This window comes from Ruegeria sp. BHSC029, assembly GCF_059613085.1.
In genome coordinates this window covers 718,372-742,359 of sequence record NZ_JBXWRU010000001.1, presented here as the reverse complement: position 1 = coordinate 742,359, position 23,988 = coordinate 718,372, and the positions used below count along the sequence as shown (strand labels likewise).

General features: G+C 62.9%; 19 protein-coding genes. 12 read left to right on the top strand and 7 right to left on the bottom strand.

The window, feature by feature from the left end; all coding sequences use genetic code 11:
* From AC2FML_RS03575 to AC2FML_RS03550, 6 genes are all read left to right on the top strand, one after another.
* Window positions 1–510, top strand: a 510-nt coding sequence (locus AC2FML_RS03575) for a two-component system sensor histidine kinase NtrB (RefSeq protein WP_496782001.1), incomplete at its 5' end; no start/stop codon positions are given.
* Window positions 511–526: 16 nt separating this feature from the next.
* Window positions 527–1,894: a response regulator gene (locus AC2FML_RS03570; protein ID WP_496781999.1), complete on the top strand. Its 1,368-nt coding sequence runs from the start codon at window positions 527–529 to the stop codon at window positions 1,892–1,894.
* Window positions 1,895–1,993: 99 nt separating this feature from the next.
* The gene (locus tag AC2FML_RS03565) at window positions 1,994–4,282 is read left to right on the top strand and encodes a sensor histidine kinase NtrY-like (RefSeq protein ID WP_170359007.1); all 2,289 of its coding nucleotides are present in this window, start codon (window positions 1,994–1,996) and stop codon (window positions 4,280–4,282) included.
* The gene (gene ntrX, locus AC2FML_RS03560) at window positions 4,279–5,688 is read left to right on the top strand and encodes a nitrogen assimilation response regulator NtrX (protein ID WP_170402744.1); all 1,410 of its coding nucleotides are present in this window, start codon (window positions 4,279–4,281) and stop codon (window positions 5,686–5,688) included. Before AC2FML_RS03565 ends, ntrX begins: the two co-directional genes overlap by 4 nt.
* Window positions 5,689–5,728: 40 nt before the next feature.
* Window positions 5,729–6,301 carry a helix-turn-helix domain-containing protein gene (locus AC2FML_RS03555; RefSeq protein ID WP_480694462.1) on the top strand — a complete coding sequence of 191 codons (573 nt, stop codon included), beginning with the start codon at window positions 5,729–5,731 and terminating at the stop codon, window positions 6,299–6,301.
* A 43-nt stretch (window positions 6,302–6,344) separates the two neighbouring features.
* Window positions 6,345–7,526 carry an MFS transporter gene (locus tag AC2FML_RS03550; RefSeq protein ID WP_496781996.1) on the top strand — a complete coding sequence of 394 codons (1,182 nt, stop codon included), beginning with the start codon at window positions 6,345–6,347 and terminating at the stop codon, window positions 7,524–7,526.
* A gap of 10 nt (window positions 7,527–7,536) precedes the next feature.
* Here AC2FML_RS03550 and AC2FML_RS03545 read toward each other — a convergent pair whose 3' ends face one another.
* A complete protein-coding gene (locus tag AC2FML_RS03545; RefSeq protein ID WP_496781994.1) occupies window positions 7,537–8,016 on the bottom strand; it encodes a hypothetical protein in 480 nt (159 codons plus the stop codon).
* A 96-nt stretch (window positions 8,017–8,112) separates the two neighbouring features.
* Between AC2FML_RS03545 and trkA the strand changes: the two genes are divergently transcribed.
* The 4 genes from trkA (at window position 8,113) to hflX (ending at window position 12,671) form a co-directional block, all read left to right on the top strand.
* Window positions 8,113–9,489 (top strand): Trk system potassium transporter TrkA, encoded by a 1,377-nt coding sequence (gene trkA, locus AC2FML_RS03540; protein ID WP_093962234.1) that lies wholly within the window; start codon window positions 8,113–8,115, stop codon window positions 9,487–9,489.
* The gene (locus tag AC2FML_RS03535) at window positions 9,489–11,027 is read left to right on the top strand and encodes a TrkH family potassium uptake protein (protein WP_496781992.1); all 1,539 of its coding nucleotides are present in this window, start codon (window positions 9,489–9,491) and stop codon (window positions 11,025–11,027) included. Before trkA ends, AC2FML_RS03535 begins: the two co-directional genes overlap by 1 nt.
* A 133-nt stretch (window positions 11,028–11,160) precedes the next feature.
* Window positions 11,161–11,400 carry an RNA chaperone Hfq gene (hfq, locus tag AC2FML_RS03530; protein ID WP_005982826.1) on the top strand — a complete coding sequence of 80 codons (240 nt, stop codon included), beginning with the start codon at window positions 11,161–11,163 and terminating at the stop codon, window positions 11,398–11,400.
* The gene (gene hflX / locus AC2FML_RS03525; protein ID WP_170390309.1) at window positions 11,400–12,671 is read left to right on the top strand and encodes a GTPase HflX; all 1,272 of its coding nucleotides are present in this window, start codon (window positions 11,400–11,402) and stop codon (window positions 12,669–12,671) included. The genes hfq and hflX overlap by 1 nt, the downstream gene beginning before the upstream one ends.
* 3 nt (window positions 12,672–12,674) lie before the next feature.
* On the opposite strand, the gene AC2FML_RS03520 is transcribed toward hflX, so the two are convergent.
* The 4 genes from AC2FML_RS03520 to hemB form a co-directional block, all read right to left on the bottom strand.
* Window positions 12,675–13,070 (bottom strand): SgcJ/EcaC family oxidoreductase, encoded by a 396-nt coding sequence (locus AC2FML_RS03520; RefSeq protein WP_496781990.1) that lies wholly within the window; start codon window positions 13,068–13,070, stop codon window positions 12,675–12,677.
* Window positions 13,071–13,178: 108 nt separating this feature from the next.
* Window positions 13,179–15,641: a penicillin acylase family protein gene (locus tag AC2FML_RS03515; RefSeq protein WP_496781988.1), complete on the bottom strand. Its 2,463-nt coding sequence runs from the start codon at window positions 15,639–15,641 to the stop codon at window positions 13,179–13,181.
* Between the two features lie 152 nt (window positions 15,642–15,793).
* The gene (locus AC2FML_RS03510) at window positions 15,794–16,366 is read right to left on the bottom strand and encodes a lipid-binding SYLF domain-containing protein (RefSeq protein ID WP_093962230.1); all 573 of its coding nucleotides are present in this window, start codon (window positions 16,364–16,366) and stop codon (window positions 15,794–15,796) included.
* A gap of 144 nt (window positions 16,367–16,510) precedes the next feature.
* A complete protein-coding gene (gene hemB, locus AC2FML_RS03505) occupies window positions 16,511–17,509 on the bottom strand; it encodes a porphobilinogen synthase (RefSeq protein WP_496781986.1) in 999 nt (332 codons plus the stop codon).
* A 119-nt stretch (window positions 17,510–17,628) separates the two neighbouring features.
* On the opposite strand from hemB, the gene AC2FML_RS03500 reads away from it, so the two are divergent.
* Window positions 17,629–18,153: a component of SufBCD complex gene (locus tag AC2FML_RS03500; protein ID WP_170338382.1), complete on the top strand. Its 525-nt coding sequence runs from the start codon at window positions 17,629–17,631 to the stop codon at window positions 18,151–18,153.
* A 21-nt stretch (window positions 18,154–18,174) separates the two neighbouring features.
* Window positions 18,175–21,633, top strand: a complete 3,459-nt coding sequence (gene mfd, locus AC2FML_RS03495) for a transcription-repair coupling factor (RefSeq protein WP_496781984.1) — start codon at window positions 18,175–18,177, stop codon at window positions 21,631–21,633.
* 9 nt (window positions 21,634–21,642) lie between these two features.
* Here mfd and AC2FML_RS03490 read toward each other — a convergent pair whose 3' ends face one another.
* Complete coding sequence (locus tag AC2FML_RS03490) at window positions 21,643–22,320, bottom strand: SH3 domain-containing protein (protein ID WP_170359024.1); 678 nt, start codon at window positions 22,318–22,320, stop codon at window positions 21,643–21,645.
* The gene (locus tag AC2FML_RS03485; RefSeq protein WP_496781982.1) at window positions 22,317–23,981 is read right to left on the bottom strand and encodes a hypothetical protein; all 1,665 of its coding nucleotides are present in this window, start codon (window positions 23,979–23,981) and stop codon (window positions 22,317–22,319) included. The genes AC2FML_RS03490 and AC2FML_RS03485 overlap by 4 nt, the downstream gene beginning before the upstream one ends.
* Window positions 23,982–23,988 lie beyond the last annotated feature (7 nt).

Below are 23,988 nucleotides of genomic sequence, written 5' to 3'. Positions count from 1 at the left end.
CCCGAGTTCAAGCCGGTCAACATCCACGATGTTCTGGACCGCGCGCGCCGCTCGGCGCTGCTGGGCTTTGGCGCGGACATGACTATCATCGAGGACTACGACCCGTCGCTGCCATTGGCCTATGGTGATCCGGATCAGCTGTTGCAGGTGGTTCTGAACCTGCTCAAGAACGCGTCCGAGGCCGCCGGCCCCGAGGGCGGGACGATCCGCCTGCACACTTATTTCGAACATTCCTTCCGTCTGCGGCGCAGTGATGGCTCGGGTCACTCGTTGCCGTTGCAGATCGAGATCATCGACGATGGCCCGGGCCTGCCCGAGGACATCCGCGGCGATATTTTCGACCCGTTCGTTTCCGGCAAGGAAAACGGCACCGGCCTTGGCTTGGCACTGGTCAGCAAGATCGTATCCGACCACGACGGTTGGATCACGGCCGAGTCGGTGCCGGGGCGGACAGTCTTCCGGCTGTCACTGCGCCGCGCGCCGCGCGAGGCAGGGCAGGACAAAGAATAATCAAGGAGAACACCAGATGGATGGCACGGTACTGGTTGCAGATGATGACAGAACGATCCGGACGGTTCTGACCCAGGCCCTGACGCGGGCGGGCTGCAAGGTGCATGCGACCTCGTCCCTGACGACGCTGATGCGTTGGGTCGGCGAGGGCAAGGGCGACGTGGTGATCTCGGACGTGGTCATGCCCGATGGCAACGGGTTGGAAATGCTGCCCAAAATCGCGCAGGACCGGCCGGGCCTGCCGGTGATCGTGATCTCGGCCCAGAACACGATCATGACGGCGATCCAGGCGGCCGAGGCGGATGCCTATGACTATCTGCCCAAACCGTTCGACCTGCCGGATCTGATGAAGCGCACCGCCCGGGCGCTGGACCGCAAGCAGCGGGTTCAGATCGAACCCGCGGACACATCCGAAGACCGCCCCGACGAGTTGCCATTGGTCGGTCGAACTCCGGTGATGCAAGCCCTGTACAGGTTGGTCGCCCGGGTCATGAACACCGATCTTTCGGTCATGATTTCCGGTGAAAGTGGCACGGGCAAGTCGTTGATTGCGAGGGCAATTCACGATTTCTCAGACCGGCGGACACTGCCTTTTGTGACTGCTACTGCAGCAGACCTGCGCGACCTGGAGGGTCCGGCCCGGGTCATGGCCCGGGTGCGCGGCGGTACCTTGCTGATCGACGAAATTGCAGACCTGGACGATGAAATCCAGGCCCGGATCGTGCGGATGATGGACACGCCCGGCGACCACGTTCCGCGCTTCATGGCGACCAGCCAGTCGGACCTGACCGAGGCGATGGAAAGCGGGCGGGTGCGGCAGGACCTTTTTTACCGCCTCTGCGGTGCCACCATCCATGTGCCAGCCCTGCGCGAGCGGGTCGACGACATCCTGCTGCTGGCCGAGCATTTTCTGGCCCGTGAAGAACGCGAAAACGGCACAAAGCGGCGGTTGGGCCCTGACGCGATCGAACTTGTGCGCCGGTATTCCTGGCCCGGCAACGTGCGCCAACTGGAAAACGCTATCCGGCGGCTGAGCCTGACAAGCCGATCCGACGAAATCACCAAGTCCGAGGTCGAGGCCGTCTTGGGCAGTCAGCCCGAGGCCGAACCACTGCTGAGCGGGAGCGAACGAGAGAAGCTGTCTTCGTCGGTTGCGCGGCATCTGCGGCGCTACTTTGACCTTCATGGAAACATGCTGCCGCCACCGGGTCTGTACCAGCGCATTCTGCGCGAGGTCGAGGCTCCGCTGATCGAAATCGCGCTGGATGCGACCGGAGGAAATCAGGCAAAATGTGCCGATTTGCTGGGGATCAACCGGAATACGCTGCGCAAAAAAATCACTGATCTCGATATTCAGGTGACACGTCGGCGCAAACTGATGTAATCTCGCCACACAAACCGTGGCATCCGAGCACAGTCCCGGAAAAGACCACGACATATGGCGGTACGCCGCGAAAGCGGCACATCAGGATGAGGGCAGACGGTGGTATCCCGGGCACAGAAACGGCCGGTATTATCCCTGAATCGGTGGCGTAAGTCCCGGAAACTGCGCAATTTCGGCACATTGGGGCTGGTTGTGTTGGGGCCGGTCCTGACCCTTGCGACCTACCTTGTTATCGGGCCGTTTGACCTGGGTGCGAATGCGCCCACGCTTCGGCTGATTCTGCTGGCAGACCTTGTTTACATCCTGGTCGTGGCGGCCCTGGTTCTGGGGCAGCTGGGCAATCTGGTTGCGGCGCGTCGAGCCAAATCGGCGGGCTCTCGCCTACACCTGAGGCTGATCGGGGCGTTCACGCTGTTGGCGCTGGTGCCAACGGTGACGGTTGCGATTTTTGCCGGTCTGACCGTGAATATCGGGCTTGAGGGATGGTTCTCGGACCGGGTCAGGCAGGTTGTCGGATCTTCGCTGACGGCGGCCGAGGCCTATGAACAAGAGCACGAACAGGGTCTGACGCAGGATGCCACGGTTCTTGCGCGGTTTCTGGACAATGCACGCAAGCTGGACTTCTACATCTCGGATGCCGAGCTGCGCGAGGTGCTGGCCCAGGGGCAGGCACAGATTCAGCGCGGACTGCGCGAAGCCTACGTGATTGACGGCAGTGGCGAAATCCGGGCCCGCGGAGACAGGTCTTATCTGTTCAACTACGAACCGCCGACACCCGAGCAGTTGGAGCAGGCCCGAGACGATGGGCTGTTGATCATCGCGGACTGGCCCAACAACGAATTCCGGGCTCTGGTGCCGCTGCGAGCCTATCTGGACCGATATCTGTATGTCAGCCGCGCAGTAGATGGCCAGTTGTTGACCCTTTTGGATGACACCAAGGAAACCGCGCAGTTTTATCAACAGTTGGAAAACGAACGGGGCAGGGTGCTGTTCGAGTTCGGGCTGTTGTATCTGGGGTTCGCGGTAATCCTCATCTTGGCGGCCGTTTCGCTGGGCATGTGGTTCGCCGAGCGGCTCTCGCGCCCGGTTGGTCGTCTGACCACGGCCGCGCAGCGGGTCGGGGCCGGTGATCTGGACGTGCAGGTCATCGAGGAGGCCAGCGACGACGAAATCGCCATGCTGGGGCGGTATTTCAACCAGATGACCCGGCAATTGAAGGCGCAGCGGGGTACGCTGCTGGAAAACACCCGCCAGATCGAAAGCCGCCGCCGGTTGTTCGACTCGGTGCTCAGTTCGGTGACTTCGGGCGTTGTCGGGGTGGATCCGGATGGTCAGGTGACATTCGTCAACCGCTCGGCCGAGCGCTTGCTTGACTGGAAAGGCCATGAGCAACAACTGGCTATCGGCATCGCCGTGCCCGAGTTCCTGCCTTTGTTCGAAGCGCTGAAAGAAGGCAACCAGGAAGCAATTCAGGACGAAATCAAGGTCACCCGCAAGGGACAGTTGGAAAACCTGCTGGTCCGGATGGCGACCCGACGCGGCGAGGACGGCAGGCTGGAAGGTTACGTGGTCGCCTTTGACGACGTTACCGATCTGGTCAGTGCCCAGCGGATGGCGGCCTGGGGTGATGTGGCACGCCGCATCGCGCATGAGATCAAGAACCCGCTGACCCCCATTCAGCTGAGCGCCGAACGCATCCGGCGGAAGTTTGCGCGGAAGCTGGATGAAGAGGACAGCGCCAGCCTTGAGTCCATGACCGACGTGATCGTTCGCCAGACCAACGATCTGCGCCGGATCGTCGACGAATTCTCGAAGTTCGCGCGCATGCCCGAGCCCGACCGGCACGAGGAAGACATCGCGGGCTTGGTGCGTGAGGCGGTTCTGCTGCAGCAGGCCGGTCAGCCAGACGTTCAGATCGATGCGGAGATCCCGGACAAGCCAGTATTGGCTGATGTGGACGCGACGATGTTGAACCAGGCGCTCACAAATCTGATCAAGAACGCCGGCGAAGCGATCGAAACCCTGAAAAAGAAAGGTCCGCCCGACAACCTCAACCCGCAGATCAAGGTGCGCCTGTCCACGGATGACGACGGAACACTGATCACCATCGCGGACAACGGCATCGGGCTGCCGGAAGACCGGGCGCGGCTGTTCGAGCCCTATGTGACGACGCGCGACGAAGGGACTGGCCTGGGCCTGCCCATCGTCAAGAAAATTATTGAAGAACACGGCGGTACGCTGACCCTTGAGGATGCGCCCGTATTCGACGGACAGGACCATTTTGGCGCAATGGCCGTGATCCGGTTGCCGAAGGCCAATACGGCCCCGGTCGCAGCGCCGCAGAAGCAGGCAATTAAATCCAAGACACTGAAAGCAGGCCAAAGATGAGCGACATTCTGATCGTAGATGACGAGCGCGATATTCGCGAACTGGTGTCCGATATTCTGGAGGACGAAGGATATTCCACCCGGCTGGCCGGCAACTCGGACGAGTGCATGGCCGCGATCAACGCAGAACCACCGGGTTTGTTGATCCTGGACATCTGGCTCAAGGACAGCCGCATGGATGGGATCGACATTCTGAAGGCGGTCAAACGCGACAATCCGGATGTTCCGGTGGTGATCATATCGGGGCACGGGAATATCGAAATCGCCGTCGCGGCGATCAAGCAGGGGGCATATGATTTCATCGAAAAGCCCTTCAACATCGACCAGTTGATGGTAGTGATCCGCCGCGCGATGGAAACGTCGCGCCTTCGTCGCGAGAATGCCTCGCTCAAGCGCAAAGAAGTCAGCAATTCCGACATGATCGGCAAGTCGGCTGCGTTCCGCGCGATGCTGAGCCAGTTGGACAAGGTGACCAAATCCAACGGTCGGGTCATGCTTCGTGGTCCCGCCGGATCGGGCAAGGAAATCGCCGCGCGCTACATTCACGCCCACTCGAACCGGGCGAACGCGCCTTTTGTCACGGTCAACTGCGCCGGCGTCGAACCCGAGCGCATGGAAGAAGTTCTGTTCGGCCGTGAATCCGCCGAACGCGGCGTTGAATCCGGTCTGCTCGAACAGGCCCATGGCGGTGTGGTCTATTTCGACGAGGTTGCCGACATGCCGTTGGGCACGCAGTCCAAGATCTTGCGCGTCCTCGTTGATCAGCAGTTTCAGCGGGTGGGTGGCTCGGACAACGTCCGTGTCGATCTGCGTGTGATCTCTTCCACTAACCGCGACCTTGAAACCGAGATTGCCGCGGACCGGTTCCGCGAAGAGCTGTATCACCGCCTCAACGTCGTCCCGATCGCGGTGCCGTCCTTGGAAGAACGGCGCGAAGATATTCCTGTCCTAGCCAAGCATTTCATCGAGATGTGCAACGAAACCCAGGGCCTCCCCGTGCGCGAGTTGTCGGAAGAGGCCGTGGCTCTGCTGCAGACCATGAGTTGGCCTGGCAACGTGCGCCAGTTGAAGAACCTGGTCGAGCGGGTTTTGATCCTTGGTGATGGCACCGGACCGATCGAAGCGCGGGAATTGCCGAATGAAGAGGAAAAGGCCGACGATTCCGGCCGGGTCGTGCTGTCGGGCGCTCTGGCAACGCTGCCACTGCGCGAGGCACGAGAGGCGTTCGAGCGTGAGTATCTGCTGACGCAGATCAATCGCTTTGGCGGCAATATCAGCCGCACGGCCAGTTTCGTGGGAATGGAACGCAGCGCCTTGCACCGCAAGCTGAAATCGCTGGGTGTAGTCACGTCGAACAAGTCGGGCACGCGGGTGGCGCAACTGGACGAGCCTGAACCGGCGGAATAGGGGCCGGCCATACAGGCAGGACGACGGGAGGCGCCCGGCCATGACGCTATCGATGATCCAGCAGGGATTTCCCGCCTTTGGTCGTCGTCTCAAACGGCTTCGGCGGGCCACCGGGATGAAGCAGTCGGCGCTTGCACATGTGATGCGGGTCGATCAGGCCACGGTGTCGCGCTGGGAAAACGAGGTCCAGACCCCAAGCCCTGAACAACAAGCTGCGGTTTTCTCGGCGCTTTCGGATCACCGCGCCGACGATGCAGCACTGAAGCGGCTTGTCGGCAGTTCGCAAGCCTGTCTGCATCTGGTGGACGAAGCGAGCCATGTTTGTCTGGCCTATTCACCCAGCCGCGCACGGGATTGGTCAGCCAGCCAGCACTCGTTGTTGGGGGTGTCGCTGTGGCAGTTTGCGACCGACGAGATCCGCCAGGCCGAAATGGAGCTGACGGACGAGGGTTGGTGGGACCTGCAGGTGCCAAATCCCAAAGCTTTCATTACTTCTCAGGCCGTGCACGACCAGATCACCATCAGCGCAGGCCAAATCGTATGGGAGCGACTGTATCTGGCCGATGGAACCCCAGTGCGCCTTGTCAGCGGCACGCGCGTACGCGCCGCATAATATATGCGTTCACCTCGCCGGAGGCCGAGGGTAGAACGCGGGTGTGACTCAATCTTTTCGCATATTCCTGCAGGTGATCCTGTTATGGGTGGCTGGACTGGGCGCGGCCACGCAGTTCGCCAAGATCGCCGTTGCCTTCGACGCGGTCGGTGCATTGTACCCAGGCTATGGGGATTCGATCGGCTGGTTGTTGTCGATCATCAGTTTGATGGGCGCCATGTTGGGGGCCATGTCAGGCGCCATTACCGCGCAGTTCGGACCGGTCCGCCTGCTGGTGTTCGGTTTGCTGCTGGGCGGCGTTGTATCAGTGTTCCAGTCCACCATTCCCGGTTTTCACGTGATGGTGGGCAGCCGGATCATCGAGGGCGTTTCGCATCTGGCGATCGTGGTTGCCGCTCCGACGCTGATCGCACAGATCACACGCGGAGCCGCGCGCAATGCCGCCATGGTGTTGTGGAGTTCTTTCTTTGGAGTTGCCTTTGCGCTGAACGCTTGGTTCGGCCTTCCGTTGATCCAGCGTTTTGGATTGGCGGATTTCTTCATGGGCCACGGGTTCCTGATGGCGCTGATTGCAGGACTGGTCGCCCTGTTTTCGCCAAAGGTTCCGCCCATCGCGACGGAACGGCATGGGTGGGGGCTGGGATCCATCCTGCAGACGCATCTAGAAACCTACCGCTCGCCTCGCATGGCAGCACCGGCGATCGGATGGTTCTTCTACACACTGACCTTCGTGTCGTTGCTGGCGATCCTGCCCGGCCGTATGCCCGAAGATCAGTCGGTTCTTGTAGCCAGTCTGATGCCGCTGGCAGGTATCGTGCTGTCGTGGATCGCGGTACCCGTGCTCTTGACGTTCCTGACCGCGGTCACAGTTGTAAATCTTGGTTTTGCGGCCGGGATGGCTGCCCTTGCCCTGCTGTTTTTCGGAGCGCCTCTGCCCATTGTCGGCATTGCGCTGTTTGCGGTGTTGGGCCTGGTGCAGGGCGGCAGTTTCGCGGCGGTTCCTCAACTGAATGGCTCGGCCCGGGATCAGGCGCTGAGCTATGGGGCGATGGCGCAGATGGGAAATGCGGGCAACCTGCTGGGCACACCTGTTCTGCTTGCAATCCTTTGGCGCGCCGGAGAAGGCTCGATGTTCGTGGCCGTGCTTTTATTCTATGCAGCCGCCATAGCAGCACATCTGTTCCTGTCACTCCGCCGGCGGTCGTCACCCGACGATCTGGGCTGAGGTCAGCCGGTCAGCCCGGCAACCCCGGCGTGATGATCTGGAATGAGCCGTCGTCGAATTTGACGAAACAAGAGGCCGTGCCCAATGGCGGCAGGACGGTTGTTCGGGTCGGCGGAACGGCCGATTTGACCGACTGTTTGCAGGGCGGCAGGCTGATGGGGCGGTATCCCTTCTTGGCCATGCACTGCGCCTCGACTGTGTTTCGCAGCCCCTGATTTACATCCACGGTGTAAACGCGGCCCGGCTCCCACCATCCTCCGGTGCGATAGCATCGCCCGCGCCCATCGCAATAGGTGCGGCCCGGCCAATAGGTGGGCGGGCTTTGGCGCACCTGGTTTGCAACCGGTGCATCCTTCAGCGCCTGCACTTGGCATTCGGTCGTTTCTGCCTGCATCCGCGAGACGCTTTCGCCTTCGCGATAATACATCGACAACGGCCCGCATCCGGCCAGCAGGGCAAGGGGAACAAGCAATCGAAGCACTGTTTTCATTCGCTTATCTTGCATCACACAGGCCGTCATGACAATTCGATTGACCGCTCTGTGGGCATCTGTCATTCAAAACGCTCAGGCAGAAAGGCCAAAGGCATGAAGGTCATCATTTGTGGCGCCGGCCAGGTGGGCTGGCAGATTGCTCGGCACCTTTCGGGCGAGTTGAATGACGTCACCGTTGTGGACAACAACCCTGACCTGGTACGCCGGGCGACCGAGACGCTGGACGTTCAGGGCATCGCCGGCTTTGCCAGCTATCCCGACGTGCTCGAGCGGGCCGGAGCCCGTGACGCCGACATGATCATCGCCGCGACCCATTCGGACGAGGTGAACATGGTCACCTGCCAGATGGCGCACTCGGTGTTCTCGATCCAGCGCAAGATCGCGCGGTTGCGGTCGAAATCCTACCTCGAAGCGATCCATCGCGACCTGTACCGCCGTGACCATCTTCCGATCGACGTGGTGATCAGCCCCGAACGTGAAGTGGCCGCCGCAGCCATGCGCCGCCTGTCGGCACCTGCGGCTTTTGACACGGAACTGTTCATGGATGGCAAGGCGCAGCTTCTGGGCATTCGGATCGCCGAGGATTGCCCGATCGTCAACACGCCTCTGCGCCAACTGACAGACCTGTTTTCAACGCTCAGCGCCATCGTGGTGGGTATTCGCCGCGACGGAACGCTGTTCGCGCCGGAATCCGAGGACCAATTGTTCGTCGGTGACGAATGCTATGTCTTTACCAGCGTCCAAGACGTTGACCGCACGATGGAGGTCTTTGGTAAATCACAGAAAAAGCAGGATCGCGTGGTCATCGTGGGTGGCGGGAACGTCGGCCTTGAAGTCGCCCGGACACTGGAAGAACGCGAGGGCCGCATCCGTGCAAAGGTTATCGAGCGTGACCGGCGCTGTGCGGAACTGGCCGCCGAGTCGCTGGAGCGTACGATCGTTCTGAACGGCGACGGTCTGGATTCCGCGCTGTTGAGCGAAGCGGGGATCGAGCGCGCGGACGCGATGCTGGCCGTCACCGATGACGACCGGACCAACATGCTGGCTGCGGTCCGGGCCAAGGCCGAAGGTTGCCCGCTGGCGATTGCGTTGATCAACGACCCCAGCATGGTGGCCCTGATGGGGCCGTTGGGGATTGACGCCTATATCAACCCGCGGGCCACGACCGTCAGTTCGATCCTGCGCCATATCCGGCATGGCCGGGTGCGACAGGTCTATTCGATCGGCGATGCCGAGGCCGAAGTGATCGAGGCCGAAGTGCTATCAACCTCGCCAATGGCCGGGCAGAAACTGCGCGACATCGACTTTCCCGAAGGCGTCCTGGTCGGCGCGGTGCGCAAGGGCGACGAGGTCCTGCGGCCCACTGGCAGTCTGCGGATTGACGAAAAGGACGTGGTTGCGATCTTCGCAATGGCCAATGATGTACCCGAGGTCGAACGCCTGATGCAGGTTTCGATCGACTTTTTCTGATGGCTGTCGCCCGCGCACCCAAAATCAGCGTTATTCGGCGGCTGCCGCTGTTTCTGTTGATCACGGCGGTTGTGTCCCTGGCCATGTGGATCCCGGCAATCTACGCCCTTGCCTTGGATGACCACCCCACGTCGCGGTCGTTCTTTTATTCGGGTTTGGTTGGGCTGTTCCTGGTCACGATCGTTGCCCTGGCGACGGCCAGCAGGCAACCGCGGCGCGGGACCTTGGGACAGTTGGCTGTCCTGCTGGGCTCGCTGACGGTATTGCCGCTGTTTCTGGCCGTTCCGGTCCATGACGCGTTGGGGAACACGACCTTTCTGAACGCCTATTTTGACATGGTCAGCGCCATCACCACCACCGGAGCGGACCTGTTTCCTGACCCCGAGCGCCTGTCGGCGCCGGTTCACCTGTGGCGGGCACTCGTCGGCTGGATGGGTGGGCTGCTGATGTGGATCTCGGCGGCTGCGATCCTGGCGCCTCTGTCGTTGGGCGGGTTCGAGATTACCGCGCGGGGACAGCCGGGCCGCCCGGTTTCCGGCGTTGCCCAGAGCGAAAAGGTCGACCCGCGGGGGCGGCTGCTCCGTGTGACGGCGACATTGACCCCGGTTTACGCCAGCCTCACAGCGGTAATCTGGGTCTTGCTGTTGATCGCCGGAGAAAAGGGCCTGACGGCCATCTGCCACGCAATGTCGGTGATGGCCACGTCCGGCATATCGCCAGTGGGCGGGTTGGAAGGGTCCACCGCCGGGATCACCGGCGAGGCCATCCTGTTTCTGTTCCTGTTCTTTGCCTTGTCCCGCCTGACGTTCTCAAAGGACACCGCGACAACCGGCTATTCCCGGTTGGACCACGATCCGGAATTCCGGATCGGCCTGATGATCGTCGTCGGCGTGGCGGCATTGTTGGTCTTCCGGGTGCTGGCCGGGGTTGCCGAGATCGGCGGGCAGGTGACGGGCCTGCAAACGCTGAACGTCATCTGGGGCATGTTGTTCACGGTGATGTCGTTCCTGACGACGGCCGGGTTCGAAAGCGCTTATTGGAACGACGCGCAACAGTTGTCCGGTCTGGGAACACCGGGGCTTGTGTTGATGGGGCTTGCGCTTATCGGGGGCGGGGTCGCCACCACCGCCGGCGGGGTGAAGCTGTTGCGGGTCTATGCCTTGTACCTGAATGGCGCGCGTGAACTGGACAGGCTGATCCACCCGTCATCGGTAAGCGGGGCAGGCGGTGGCAACCGCCGCATCCAAAGCCAGGGCGCGTTCATCGCGTGGGTCTTTCTGATGATGTTCGCGCTGACGCTCGCGTTGCTTGATGTCGTTCTGGCCGCCGAGGGGGTTGGGTTTGAGCGCGCCATGGTGCTGAGCGTCGCGGTGCTGAGCACGACCGGTCCGTTGATCGAACTGGCCACCGATCTGCCGATCCGTCTGATCGATCTGTCGGCCGGAGCCAAGCTGACCATGTGCGCCGGGATGGTGATCGGCCGGCTGGAGACTCTGGCGATCATCGCGTTGATCACTCCGGCCCTGTGGCGGGATTGAACCGGCAATTCGGGCCTTCACGTTACTGCCTGATTTTTCATCTGGAATATCTCTGCGCGTCACTCCATACTCGCGCGGAGGGAGCGCGTTGGTCCGCAGCGCGTAAGCAAGAACAACGGCGAGATAACAAAATATGGCTTCGGACAGACAGAATCTTCAGGATGCCTTCCTGAACAATGTACGGAAAGCAAAGGTTCCCGTTACAATTTTCCTGATCAACGGCGTGAAATTGCAGGGTGTCATCACCTGGTTCGACAATTTCTGCGTATTGTTGCGCCGCGACGGACAGTCGCAGCTTGTCTACAAGCACGCGATCTCGACCATCATGCCGTCGCAGCCGATCAACCTGTATGAGGGCGAAGACGCCTCTTGATGGAACATGACCGGAGGCGCACCCGGGCTTGGGTGCTGCATCCCGATATCAAGTCAGATGACCAGCGCCGCGACCCCGTTCCGGCGCTGGAAGAGGCGGTGGCACTGGCTGCCGCCTTGCCCGATCTGGATGTGATCGGGTCCGAGATCGTACGCCTGCCGCGGGCGCAGCCCGGCCTGCTGTTCGGCAGCGGCAAGATCGAGGAACTGGGCGCGCGTTTTGCGGAAAACGAGATCGAGCTGGTTCTGATCGACGGGCCGGTCACCCCGGTTCAGCAGCGCAATCTGGAGAAGGCGTGGAAGGTCAAGATCCTCGACCGGACGGGGCTGATTCTGGAAATCTTCTCGGACCGCGCCCGCACGCGCGAGGGTGTGCTGCAGGTCGAGATGGCCGCGCTGAGCTATCAGCGGACGCGGCTGGTGCGAGCCTGGACCCACCTGGAACGTCAGCGCGGTGGGCTGGGCTTTGTCGGCGGACCGGGGGAAACCCAGATCGAGGCCGACCGGCGTGCGATCGACGATCAACTGGTGCGGCTGCGTCGTCAGCTGCAGAAGGTCGTGAAGACACGGACGCTCCACCGGGCCGCGCGGGCCAAGGTGCCCTATCCGATCGTGGCGCTGGTCGGCTATACCAACGCGGGCAAATCTACGCTGTTCAATCGCCTGACCGGGGCTGAAGTCATGGCCAAGGACATGCTGTTTGCCACGCTGGACCCGACCATGCGCCGGATCGAACTGCCCGACGGCCCCGAGGTGATCTTGTCGGACACCGTGGGTTTCATCTCGAACCTGCCGACCGAACTGGTCGCGGCCTTCCGCGCCACGCTCGAAGAGGTTCTGGCCGCCGACCTGATCGTGCATGTGCGCGACATCAGTCATGCCGAGACCGAAGAGCAGGCCGAGGATGTGCGCACGATCATGGCCTCGCTGGGTGTGGACGACACCCGCCCTCAGCTTGAAGTCTGGAACAAGATCGACCTGCTGTCCGACGAAGACCGGCAGGCCGTGCAGGCCCGGGCCGAGCGCGATCCGGCGGTGTTCCCGATCTCGGCCGTGACCGGTGAGGGCATCGATCTGCTGCTGACCGAGATCGCCACGACCCTGCGGGGCGTGCGCCGGGAGGAGATTCTGAAACTGGGGTTTGCCGACGGCAACAAACGCGCCTGGCTATTCCGGCAGGACGTGGTGCGCGGCGAAAAACAGACCGAGGACGGGTTCGAAATCACCGTTCTGTGGACCGACAAGCAGGCCAATCAGTTCGCGGGCCTCTGACTGTCAGGCCCCGTCGATCTGGCGCTGATGGTCGTCGGCATCAAACCAGATCAATGACGACCGGATCTTGTAATCCGCATCCAGTTCCCATTCTTCCCAGCCGCGCGTGATCACCGCATTGCCGGTTTGGGCATGGTGCCCTTCAAGGGTCCACACAAAAATGGCGTGGGGACCGGCCCATCGCAGCATATCGCAGCGCACTTCAAGGTCGGGAAAGTCGGTCTGAAACCCACGCGCCATCTCTGCGATGGCCGCCCGCCCAACGATGGGGTCGCCGCGATTGATGGTGATCTGCCCGTCCGACGTAAAGAATTCGGCCACGGCATCGGCGTCACCCGAGCTCCAGGCGATGGCATAGTCGCGGGCTAGATTGTTCAGGGTATCGCGCAAACTGGCCATGAGTTTCCCCCTCGCGCTGCGGTCCCGGCGCACCGGAATGGTAGGCCAAGCCACGGGGCCACGTCCACGGGGCGACAAAAAAGGGGCGGGGGTCCGCCGAAAACCCGCCTATTGCGGCATCAGGCGGGTGGTCCCGACGGCGGCGGCGCGCGCCAGATCCAGATCCAGCGACATCGGAATGTACTCACCCCGGCGCCACAGTTGTGCCTGATCGTCATAGTAGCGCGACAGGAAGTGGCCCGATTGCCCGGTGGCCGTGATGAAGACCGAGCTGTCGGGGTCGGCAAAGTCATAAACCCCACGATAGCCCGCGCCGTGCACGTTCTGGAACGGGTCCGGCCCTTCGCCCGAGGTGCGTCCGCGCAGCAGGGTGTTGTCGCCGCCGCTGGTCGATTGGCGGATGTTGACGAAATAGCGCAGCACCGGAACCTCGCCCAGCACCGGGTGGTCATGGGTGGCCTGGTGGGCATCGCCCCAGCGCAGGGATTCCAGTTGGCTGCCATAGCGCTCGGAAATCCAGACCAGTGCATCGTCCAAGGCCAGCCGGGCCATGTCGGTGCAGGTTTCCACCGGCGCGCTCTGCCGGACGTCGCACCAGGCCGAGGCCCCGTCGATGTCGCGGAAGACGCGTTCGATGAACAGGGGCTCGACATGCTTGAATTCCTTGGCCAGCGGCCCGAGGTCATCGGCGATCAGGCGTTTTTGCAGCGCGCGGACCCAGGCCGCGTAGATCAGCGGCTCGGGCAGGTGCTCGTTCATCTCGCCGTTCCATTCGGCCAGCAGGGTCAAGGCGATCTGGCGCTGGCGTTCGGGGGTGCCTTCGGGCGCGGCCTCGCCGGTGAACCAGAGGTCGGCCCCGATCAGCGGCAGCAGTGACCGCGCGGTGAAGCTGACCGTGTCCAGCTGCGCCTCGATGAAGCTGTCGCGGGTGTGCACCTCGCGGGATTGCATCAGGAATTCCCAGCGGTGGACGCGCTGCGTATCGCCCCATTCATAGGACACATGCAGGGGGAAGGGCCGGTCGATGATCTTGTTGTTGGTGTTGCCCAAAACGCCGCCGGCGGGGGCCACGAATTCGGGGTTGTCGGAATAGGGCAGACGCCCCTGCCAGCGGTTTGCCGCGATCCAGCCCGGCGTCGGGATGCGGCCGCGGCTTTGGTTGTTGAGGTCGCGGCTGGGCATTGCGCCGATGAGTTTCATGCCGACGGTCGTCTTGTCGACCACCGACAGGTTTTGCGACGGTGCGATGAACCGCTCGGCAGCTTCAATCGCTTCACGTACGGTATCCGCGCTCATCAGCGCCATCGACGCGCTGATCGATGTGTCGCGCGGGCTGAGCGCCGTCCAGGACAGCGAGGCGACATGGCCCGGCGGTGTGATGGTTTCCAGGTTGTAATGGGTGCCGGGCAGAACGGGGCCGTTCTCGGTCCAGCGCAGGGTCAGAGTGATCGGGGGGGCGTCCTTGATCTCGATGATTGAGGGGCGCGTCTTGAAGGGTTTGAAGCCTTCAGGCGTCAGGTATTCCTCGGGGTTGTCGGGGTTGACCTTCTCGATATGCACGTCTTGATCGTCCAGATAGGACGAGGTCAAGCCCCATCCCAGCCGGTCACTGCGGCCGGACATAACCGCCGGAATGCCGGGGATGGTGGCGCCGATCACGCCGCCCTTGGCCAGTTCAAGACGCGCCAGATACCAGATCCCCGGCGCAGTCAGGCCCAGATGCGGATCGTTGGCCAACAGGGTTCCACCGGTGGCCGAGCGCGAAGGAGCCGCAGACCATGCATTCGAGGCGCCCGCCAACCCGCGCTGCGGGACCGGGTTCAGCCATGCGGCTGCGGGTTCAGAACTGGTGGCATAGCGGGGAAGGTCGGGAAACAACGCCGCATATTCGGGCAGCGCTGCAATGCCCGCGCCAGGCACGTCGGGCAGAATATCTGACAGCCGCTGCGGATCGTTCAGCATCAAGGAGGTGCGCGCCCGCAGCACTTCGTCCTGCAAATGCCCGGACAGCTGAACCGCCATCAGCTTGATCATGGCTATGCTGTCGCCCGGTTGCCAAGGAGCAACCGGTGCGTTGAACAAAAACATTTCCGGCGCGCCGCGGCCCAAGGCATTTTCGTTGATTTCGTCCAGCCGCGCATTGACACCCGCGGCATAGGCGCGAAGAGCGGCCTTGGTGTAATCGTCCTGAACTTCGAAGGACTGATGCGCCAGCCCGTATAGATCCAGCCGACGCATGAGCTTGTCGATATGCACGGTCCGCTGGCCAAAAACCTCGGACAGGCGCCCCTGCACGGTCCGGCGCATGACCGTCATCTGCCACAACCGATCCTGGGCATGCGCATAGCCCAGACCGAAGAACACGTCGGGGTCGGTCCGCCCCAGGATGTGAGGCACGTTGGCGGTGTCGCGCACGATCTCGACCGGGGCATTCAGGCCTTTGACCTGCAGCGTTTGATCGTAGTCAGGCAGCGACTGGCTGGCCAGGAAATACACCAGACCGATCGCCGCGAGGGTCAGCAGGACCAGACCCGAGGCGATACGCATCAACCAGCGAAAGACGACACCCATCAGCAGCGCACCATTTGAATTTGCAGATCAGGCGAAGGTTAATTCATGGCTCTGGCGACCGAAAGAGGCCGCGCCGCGGAATCTGCGTCTGAAACGAAAAACTCCGCCACGGCATTGGCCAGTGACGGAGTTTTCTTGAGGGGGGCAGGGGGTCAGGGAATGATGCGCGTGTATTTGATGCCCTCGACCGTCGCGCCCAATTGCAGCCCAGCCTGACCGAAGACCGCCGCCAGCACAGGTTTGCGCAGGGTAGTCAGGTCGGTCGACAACTGGTCCGCCTGGTCGCTGACGACATATCCAATGTCCGCGCCGGCGGTCCATCCGCTTGAGCGGCGGAAATCGTTCAGGGCGTCCTCGGTCATGAAGAACAGGACATGGGCGTATTGCTGGGCGCCAATCTGCAGCCCGGCGGTGCCTTTGACAGCCGAGTAGTAGTCGACCGTCGCGCCATTGATGCGCAAGGCGCCTTTTCCGTAGCCACCGCCAAAGACGAACCCCGCCTCGGTGATAAGCGGCATGACCAGCATCCCGTTGGCCTTGTTGGCGATTTCCTGGGTGTTCGGGTAGCGGGTATACATCTCGGTCAGCGTGGCATCGACGCGTGCATCGATCGTTGCCGCGTTCGAGTTTCCGACGCCGTTGCCGCAAGCGGCGGTCAGGGTCAGTCCGGCCATGCCAAAGGCAAAGCCGCGACGGCTCAGTCGTGGTGTGTTGGAACTGCTCATTTTTCTTTTTCTCTGTCGATGTGCCTGAAAAGCCGGGTGGTCCCGGTCTTGTGTGCAAGAATACGCCGAACGGCGTCGGGTGTCACGGGAAAACCGGCAGGCCAAGGCCGGCCGATCGGCGAAAAATCGCGGAGTCCCGCGGGATTAGCCGTGCAGAAGCCGGGCGACCTGCGGTGCGAAATAGGTCAGTATGCCGTCACAGCCCGCGCGTTTGAAGGCCAGCAGGCTTTCCAGCATCACCTTTTCGCCGTCGATCCAACCGTTCTGCGCCGCGGCCTGGATCATCGCGTATTCACCCGACACCTGATAGGCATAGGTGGGTGCGCCAAACGTGTCCTTGACCCTCCGGCAGATGTCCAGATAGGGCATGCCGGGCTTGATCATCACCATGTCGGCGCCCTCGGTCAGGTCGCGCTGGATCAGGCGCAGCGCTTCGTTCGAGTTGGCCGGGTCCATCTGATAGGTCTTCTTGTCGCCGGTCAACGCGCCCGAGGCGCCCACCGCATCACGGAAGGGTCCGTAGAAGGCGCTGGCATATTTCGCGGCATAGCTGAGGATCATGACGTCGCGATGGCCGGCGGCTTCGAGCGCCTGGCGCATCGCGCCGATCCGGCCGTCCATCATGTCGGACGGGCCGATGATGTCGGCTCCGGCCTCGGCCTGGGCCAGCGTCATCTTGACCAGCGCCTCGACCGTTTCGTCATTCACGATTTTGCCGTCCACCACGTATCCGTCATGGCCGTTGATGTTGTAGGGGTCCAGCGCGACGTCGGTCATCACCGCGATTTCAGGTGCGGCCTGCTTGATCGCGCGGATGGCGCGGTTCGAAAGGTTGTCGGGGTTCCACGCCTCGGCGCAATCCTGCGTCTTGAGGGCGGGATCGGTGTAGGGAAACAGGCAGATCGCCGGGATGCCCATCGCCTGCGCCTCGGCCGCCGCCTTGGCGATCAGATCGACCGAGCGGCGCACCACGCCGGGCATCGAGGGCACGGGCTCTTCGATGCCCTCGCCGTCGCGCACGAAAACCGGCCAGATCAGGTCATCCACGGTCAGGGTGTTCTCGCGCACCAAGCCCCGGATCGCCTCGGACTGGCGGGCGCGACGAAAGCGGCCGTGGGGGTAGGGAGCGATTGTCGGTTTCATGGCGCGTTCTCCTTGAACAGTCGCGCATTGGGTGGCATGAATTTGCACAGGTCTCAAGGGTACCAATGGCCGCGCCGTTGCGATAGAACCGCCTGAGAATTTTGAACAATGAGGCAAGTTTGGACTGGTACTCCACGATCTTCGAGCTCATCGACATGCGCAGTTTCTCGAATCTGTGGTACTGGATCGCGCTTGCGGTGCTGTGGTCGACAGCCAGCCATTGGGTGATGGGCGTTCCCTATGATCTGGTCGTGCGCGCCCGCCGCGTCGGAGGCCAGGCCGAGACCGACCTGCTGGACATCGTGCGGATCAACACCAATCGCATCCTCTACATTGCCGACGTTTCGGGGGTCGTAATCTTGGCGCTGTGCTGTTTCCTGTTCGCAGGGCTGGCGACGCTTGGGTTTTACTATCAGGTCGAGTTCGCCCAGGCCGTGTTCCTGCTGTTGTTCCCGATGGTTCTTGTCGGCGCAAACAGCCTGCGGGTGGCCCGGAACCTGCGGCGGCAGGAGTTGACGATTGAAGCTGTGTCCAAGGCGCTGCATCGATGCCGGCTGGCGACGCAGGTCATCGGCATGTTTGCGATACTGGTCACTTCGATGTGGGGCATGTATCAGAACCTTTCGATAGGCGTTCTGGGATAGCAGATTCAGAAAGGCAGCGTGATGAAGGCTCCGAACCACGTGACAGTCGGCGGCGCCCCCGAGGGGTTTGACGCGCAGCTGGTGCTGAACGAGGTTGCCCGCTCGGGTGGGCCGGTTCTGCATGTGGCGCGCGACGACAAACGTGCCGAGGCGATGCGCGCCGCGCTGCGTTTCTTTGCGCCCGACATGCCGGTGATCCTGTTTCCCGGCTGGGATTGCCTGCCTTTTGACCGGGTGTCGCCCAACCCCGACATCGCGGCGGCGCGGGTGGCGACCCTGGCGGCACTGGTGCACCAGATGCCCGAGCGGTTCGTTCTGCTGACCACGCTGAACGCGGCCACCCAGCGCGTGCCGGCGCGCGACGTGCTGCGGCAGGCGGCGTTCACCGCTCGGGTCGGCCAGCGCATCGACGAGGCCGCGCTGCGCGATTTTCTGGTGCGCATGGGTTTCAGCCAAAGCCCCACGGTGATGGAGCCCGGCGACTATGCCGTGCGCGGCGGGATCATCGACATCTTCCCGCCGGGCGAAGCAGGGCCGGTGCGGCTGGACCTGTTCGGTGACGTGCTGGACGGCGCGCGCCGGTTCGATCCGGCCACTCAGCGCACCACCGAAAAGCTTGATCTGGTCGAACTGGCCCCGGTTTCCGAGGTGATACTGGACGACGCCGCCATCACCCGGTTCCGTCAGAACTATCGCATCGAATTTGGTGCGGCCGGCACGGATGATCCGCTGTACGAGGCGGTCAGCGCCGGGCGCAAGCATCAGGGCATGGAGCACTGGCTGCCCCTGTTCCACGAAAAGCTGGAAACGCTGTTCGACTATCTGCCGGATGCGACGATCACGCTGGACGATCAGGTCACGCCCGCGCGTCTGGCCCGGTGGGACAGCATCGCCGATCAATACGAAACCCGGCGTCTGGCGCTCGAGAACCGCTCGCGGATGGATTCGGTCTATAAACCCACGCCGCCGGGCCTGCTGTATCTGGACGATGACGCCTGGACCCGGGCGGTGGCGCAGCGGCGGGTGCTGCAGTTCAGCCCCCTGCCGCAGGCCAGCGGCCCGGGGGTGATCGACGCGGGCGGTCGGATCGGGCGCAACTTTGCCCCCGAGCGCCAGCAGGAAAGCATCAGCCTGTTCGGCGCGCTGGCAAGCCACATCAAGAACAAGCTTGAGAAGGGGCCGGTTCTGGTCGCTTCGTACTCCGAGGGCGCGCGCGAACGCCTGACCGGGTTGATCGAGGATGAGGGCCTGGCCGAGGCAATTCCCGTTTCCGACGGCTCGCGCATCGGCAAACGCGGCCTGCACTTGGCGGTCTGGGCGTTGGAGCACGGCTTCGAGACGCCCGACATGACCGTGATCTCGGAACAGGACGTGCTGGGCGACCGCCTGATCCGCCAGCCCAAGAAACGCCGCAAGGCCGAGAATTTCCTGACCGAGACCCAGTCGCTCAGCCCCGGCGATTTGGTGGTGCATGTTGATCACGGCATCGGCCGGTACATGGGCATGGAGGTCGTGAGCGCCCTGGGCGCCGCGCATGAATGCCTACTGCTGGAATATGCCGAAGGCGCCAAGCTGTACCTGCCGGTCGAAAACATCGAACTGCTATCGAAATACGGGCACGAGGAAGGTTTGCTCGACAAGCTGGGCGGTGGCGCATGGCAGGCCAAGAAGGCCAAGCTCAAGGAACGCATCCGCGAGATGGCCGACCGGCTGATCCGCATTGCCGCCGAACGCGCCTTGCGCAAGGCCCCGATCATGGACCCGCCGCCCCACGCGTGGGAGGAGTTCAGCGCCCGATTTCCCTATCAGGAAACCGAAGACCAGTTGCGCGCCATCGCCGACGTGATGGAGGACCTGCACTCGGGCACGCCGATGGATCGCCTAATCTGCGGCGACGTGGGCTTTGGCAAGACCGAGGTCGCCATGCGCGCGGCCTTTGTTGCGGCCATGTCCGGCCTGCAGGTGGCGGTGATTGCGCCCACAACGCTGCTGGCCCGTCAGCACGCCGCCAGCTTCAAGGACCGGTTCCGGGGCTTCCCGCTGGAAGTCAGGCAATTGTCACGCTTCGTCTCGGCCAAAGAGGCGCAGCAGACCCGCGAAGGGCTGGCAAAGGGCACGGTCGATATCGTGATCGGCACCCATGCGCTGCTGGCCAAGGGCATCCGGTTCCAGAATCTGGGCCTGCTGATCATCGACGAAGAACAGCATTTCGGCGTGGCCCACAAGGAGCGGCTCAAGCAGCTGCGCTCGGACGTGCATGTGCTGACACTGACCGCAACGCCGATCCCGCGCACCCTGCAACTGAGCCTGACCGGCGTGCGCGACCTGTCGATCATCGGCACGCCGCCCGTCGATCGTCTGGCGATCCGCACCTATGTCAGCGAGTTCGATGCCGTCACCATCCGCGAGGCACTGCTGCGTGAGCACTATCGTGGCGGGCAGAGTTTCTATGTGGTGCCGCGCATCTCGGACCTCCCCGAGATCGAGGAATTCCTGAAGGAACAGCTGCCGGAACTGACCTATGTGGTGGCCCACGGCCAGATGGCGGCGGGCGAATTGGATGATCGAATGAATGCCTTCTACGACGGCAAGTATGACATCCTGCTGGCCACCACGATCGTCGAAAGCGGGCTGGACATTCCCACCGCCAACACGATGGTCGTGCACCGGGCCGACATGTTCGGGCTGGCGCAGCTCTATCAGATCCGGGGCCGGGTGGGGCGATCTAAGACCCGCGCCTATGCCTATCTGACCACCAAGCCGCGCGCGCGGTTGACGCCGGCCGCCGACAAGCGGCTGCGGGTTCTGGGGTCGCTCGATACGCTGGGGGCGGGGTTCACGCTGGCCAGCCAGGACCTGGACATTCGCGGCGCGGGCAACTTGCTGGGCGAGGAACAGTCGGGCCAGATGCGCGACGTGGGATACGAGCTCTACCAGTCGATGCTGGAAGAGGCGATCGCCAAGATCAAGGCCGGCGAGATGGAAGGGTTGAGCGAGGCCGACGATCAGTGGGCGCCGCAGATCAACCTGGGCGTTCCGGTACTGATCCCCGAAGACTATGTGCCCGATCTGGACGTGCGGCTGGGCCTCTACCGCCGCCTGTCGTCGCTGTCGACCAAGGTCGAACTGGAGGGCTTTGCCGCCGAGTTGATCGACAGGTTCGGCCCGCTGCCGAAAGAGGTGAACACGCTGCTGCTGGTGGTGCGGATCAAGGCCATGTGCAAACGCGCCGGCATCGCCAAGCTGGACGGCGGACCGAAGGGAGCAACGATCCAGTTCCACAATGACAAGTTCGCCTCACCGCAAGGTCTGGTCGAGTTCATCCAGAACCAGCGCGGGCTGGCCAAGGTCAAGGACAACAAGATCGTGGTGCGGCGCGACTGGAAAAAGGACAGCGACAAGATCAAGGGCGCCTTTGCCATTGCCCGCGATCTGGCCGAGAAGGTCGCCGCCGAGAAAAAGAAGAAGGCCAGCGCCTGAGGGCGCGGCCTAGTCCCCGGCCACGAACGTACACAGCTGCCAGTCGCCGCTGTCCGACTTCACGAAGGCCGCGCGATAGCCGACCATCGACCACAGGAATTCGGAATAGATATAGCCGCGCGTTCCGTCGGTCAGGATGACGCCCTGATATTCGGCCTCTTCCAGATAGTCCGGCACGATCACCACCTCGTGGCTGATCAGGTCCAGAATGGGCGCGCCGCGGTTTGGGGCCTGGCGCAGGGTGACATCCTGACCGGTCACGAAATAGGCGGTGAACGGATCCAGCTTCGCTGGCAGGGTAAGCCGCCACTGGTGCGGCATCCAGAATTCGCCATCCTCGTCGAAATAGCCGGGCTGGGCCAGCGTGGTCTCGAGGTCGCGCCAGTAGTCCTCGCGGATGGTGGCGGCGTGGCGGCGGTCGGCCTCGGGCAGGGTTTCGGGATCGACCGTCAGATTGGCGCGGAACGTCTCGGGGCCGTCCGGGTCGCCGTGGCTGGTATAGATCTCGTGGCAGGTGGCGGCCATGACGCCCTCGAGGTCGCGGGCGGCGACCTTGGCGCGCAGGTCCGCACGGAAGGCTTCCAGTGCCGGGTCTTTGCTGGCCTCGTCCACAGGCGGAAAGGTCTGACGGTCGGCCCAGGCGGGACCGCAGCACAGCGCGATCAGCGCAGCGTTCAACAGTTTCATTCAGCGGCTCTCATCGCGGCCTGGGCGCAGAAGCACGAGGCGCCGACACTGCGGTCGGCCCGCGCCAGGGCCAGGTCAAGTCGTTGTCGGATCAACTGCAATTCCTCTACCGCGCCACGCGCCTTGAGGCAATCGTGCAAACCCTTGAGGCTCCAGACGTTGTCGGGATGGATCGAGGCGCGGCTGAGGGTGCCGCCCAATCCCAGATCTTCGCGATAGACGGCTTCGGCCTCGGCCACGTGGCCTTGTTCGAACAGCAGCGCCCCCAGCGCGTGGCGGGTGGGCTGCATCCAGCCCCAGGGCTCGTCATAGGGCAGATTGTCGTCCAGCTCGACCGAGCGGCGCAGGTGGGCGAAGGCCGTGTCGAAATTGCCTTTACGGTACTCGATCTCGCCCCGCAGCATCTCGCGCGCGATCTCCAGCAGGTCGATTACACGGTTATTGTGCAGCAGACGGGTTTCGGGCACGCGGTCCTTGGCGGCGAGGAACAGCAGTTCCTCGGCCTCGGCCGCGACCACGTCGCCGGTGGCAGCATGGGCGATGGCGCGGGCGTAATGCGTGGTGGCCGTCACCGTCAGATACAGGTCGGGATCGGGGGGCAGGGGCAGGGCCTTGGCTTCCTCCCACCGGCCGAAACGGATCAGAATATGTGGCCCCATGGCCATGTAGCTTTCGAAGTAATCCGCCATCGGCGGGCTTTCGATGCGCAGCATTTCCTCGGGCGTGGTGTCCCACAGGCCCGTGTTGGCGCGCAGGGCGGGCTCCATCTGGCCCAGGAACAACGCGCCATAGATGACGAAGTGGTAATTGTGCTGGCGATAGCCGGTGTAGATGTTGAACGCGCCTTCGCGCTGGTAATATTTCAGATCAGCGATGACGGCCTGTTCGTTCCAGTGGACGACGTTCTGGTAGTGGCCGCACAGCACGTCGATATGGGTGGGCATGTGCACCAGATGTCCGGCATCGGGCACCAGCGTGCGCAGCACATCACCGGCATTCAGCGCTTTTTCCGGTGTGGGCGACATCTCCATCAGATGCACATAGAGGTGCAGCAGCCCCGGATGCGACATTGCCGCCGGATCGTTGGCCATGGCCCATTCCAACGCCTCCTGCGCTTCAAGCGTCGCGGCGCCCTCGGCAGGCTGGCCTGTCCTAAGGTCCCACATCTGCCAAGGGGTCAGGTTCAGCAGTGACTCGACATAGATGGTGCGCAGGTCCAGATGGTCGGGCTGGGCCACGAAGGCGGCGCGCATGGCGTCGGCGAAGTCGTGGTCCCAGCGGTGCATGTCGAGCGCCGGATCCCGCTGGGGATAGCGGGCGGGCAGAGCGCGGATCAGTTCGCGTTCGACCGGCGTGCAGCGATCCAGCAGGGCCAGTGCGCACTGGGTTGCGTCATAGGCGCAGTTCAGGGCCTTGGCCTTACCGCGGTCGTCCAGCAGATCCCAGGGCAGGTTGTAGTTGGGCCCGGCGGCATAGGCCACGCCCCAATGGGCCATGGCGCAGTCGGGGTCATGCTCCAGCGCGCGCTGGAAACACACGACCGCCTCTTCATGGTTGTAGCCGTAGGTCCAGACAAGGCCCCGGTCGAACCAAAGCTGCGCCTGATCCGAGGACGTGGTGACGGGGCAGCTATGCGTGCCCAGATCGTAATAGTCGCTCATGCCGAAT

Coding starts and splice junctions, on each gene's coding strand:
- AC2FML_RS03570 (WP_496781999.1), top strand. CDS start 527: ATGGATGGCACGGTACTGGTTGCAGATGATGACAGAACGATCCGGACG.
- ntrX (WP_170402744.1), top strand. CDS start 4,279: ATGAGCGACATTCTGATCGTAGATGACGAGCGCGATATTCGCGAACTG.
- AC2FML_RS03555 (WP_480694462.1), top strand. CDS start 5,729: ATGACGCTATCGATGATCCAGCAGGGATTTCCCGCCTTTGGTCGTCGT.
- AC2FML_RS03545 (WP_496781994.1), bottom strand. CDS start 8,016: ATGAAAACAGTGCTTCGATTGCTTGTTCCCCTTGCCCTGCTGGCCGGA.
- trkA (WP_093962234.1), top strand. CDS start 8,113: ATGAAGGTCATCATTTGTGGCGCCGGCCAGGTGGGCTGGCAGATTGCT.
- AC2FML_RS03535 (WP_496781992.1), top strand. CDS start 9,489: ATGGCTGTCGCCCGCGCACCCAAAATCAGCGTTATTCGGCGGCTGCCG.
- hfq (WP_005982826.1), top strand. CDS start 11,161: ATGGCTTCGGACAGACAGAATCTTCAGGATGCCTTCCTGAACAATGTA.
- hflX (WP_170390309.1), top strand. CDS start 11,400: ATGGAACATGACCGGAGGCGCACCCGGGCTTGGGTGCTGCATCCCGAT.
- AC2FML_RS03520 (WP_496781990.1), bottom strand. CDS start 13,070: ATGGCCAGTTTGCGCGATACCCTGAACAATCTAGCCCGCGACTATGCC.
- AC2FML_RS03515 (WP_496781988.1), bottom strand. CDS start 15,641: ATGGGTGTCGTCTTTCGCTGGTTGATGCGTATCGCCTCGGGTCTGGTC.
- AC2FML_RS03510 (WP_093962230.1), bottom strand. CDS start 16,366: ATGAGCAGTTCCAACACACCACGACTGAGCCGTCGCGGCTTTGCCTTT.
- hemB (WP_496781986.1), bottom strand. CDS start 17,509: ATGAAACCGACAATCGCTCCCTACCCCCACGGCCGCTTTCGTCGCGCC.
- mfd (WP_496781984.1), top strand. CDS start 18,175: ATGAAGGCTCCGAACCACGTGACAGTCGGCGGCGCCCCCGAGGGGTTT.
- AC2FML_RS03490 (WP_170359024.1), bottom strand. CDS start 22,320: ATGAAACTGTTGAACGCTGCGCTGATCGCGCTGTGCTGCGGTCCCGCC.
- AC2FML_RS03485 (WP_496781982.1), bottom strand. CDS start 23,981: ATGAGCGACTATTACGATCTGGGCACGCATAGCTGCCCCGTCACCACG.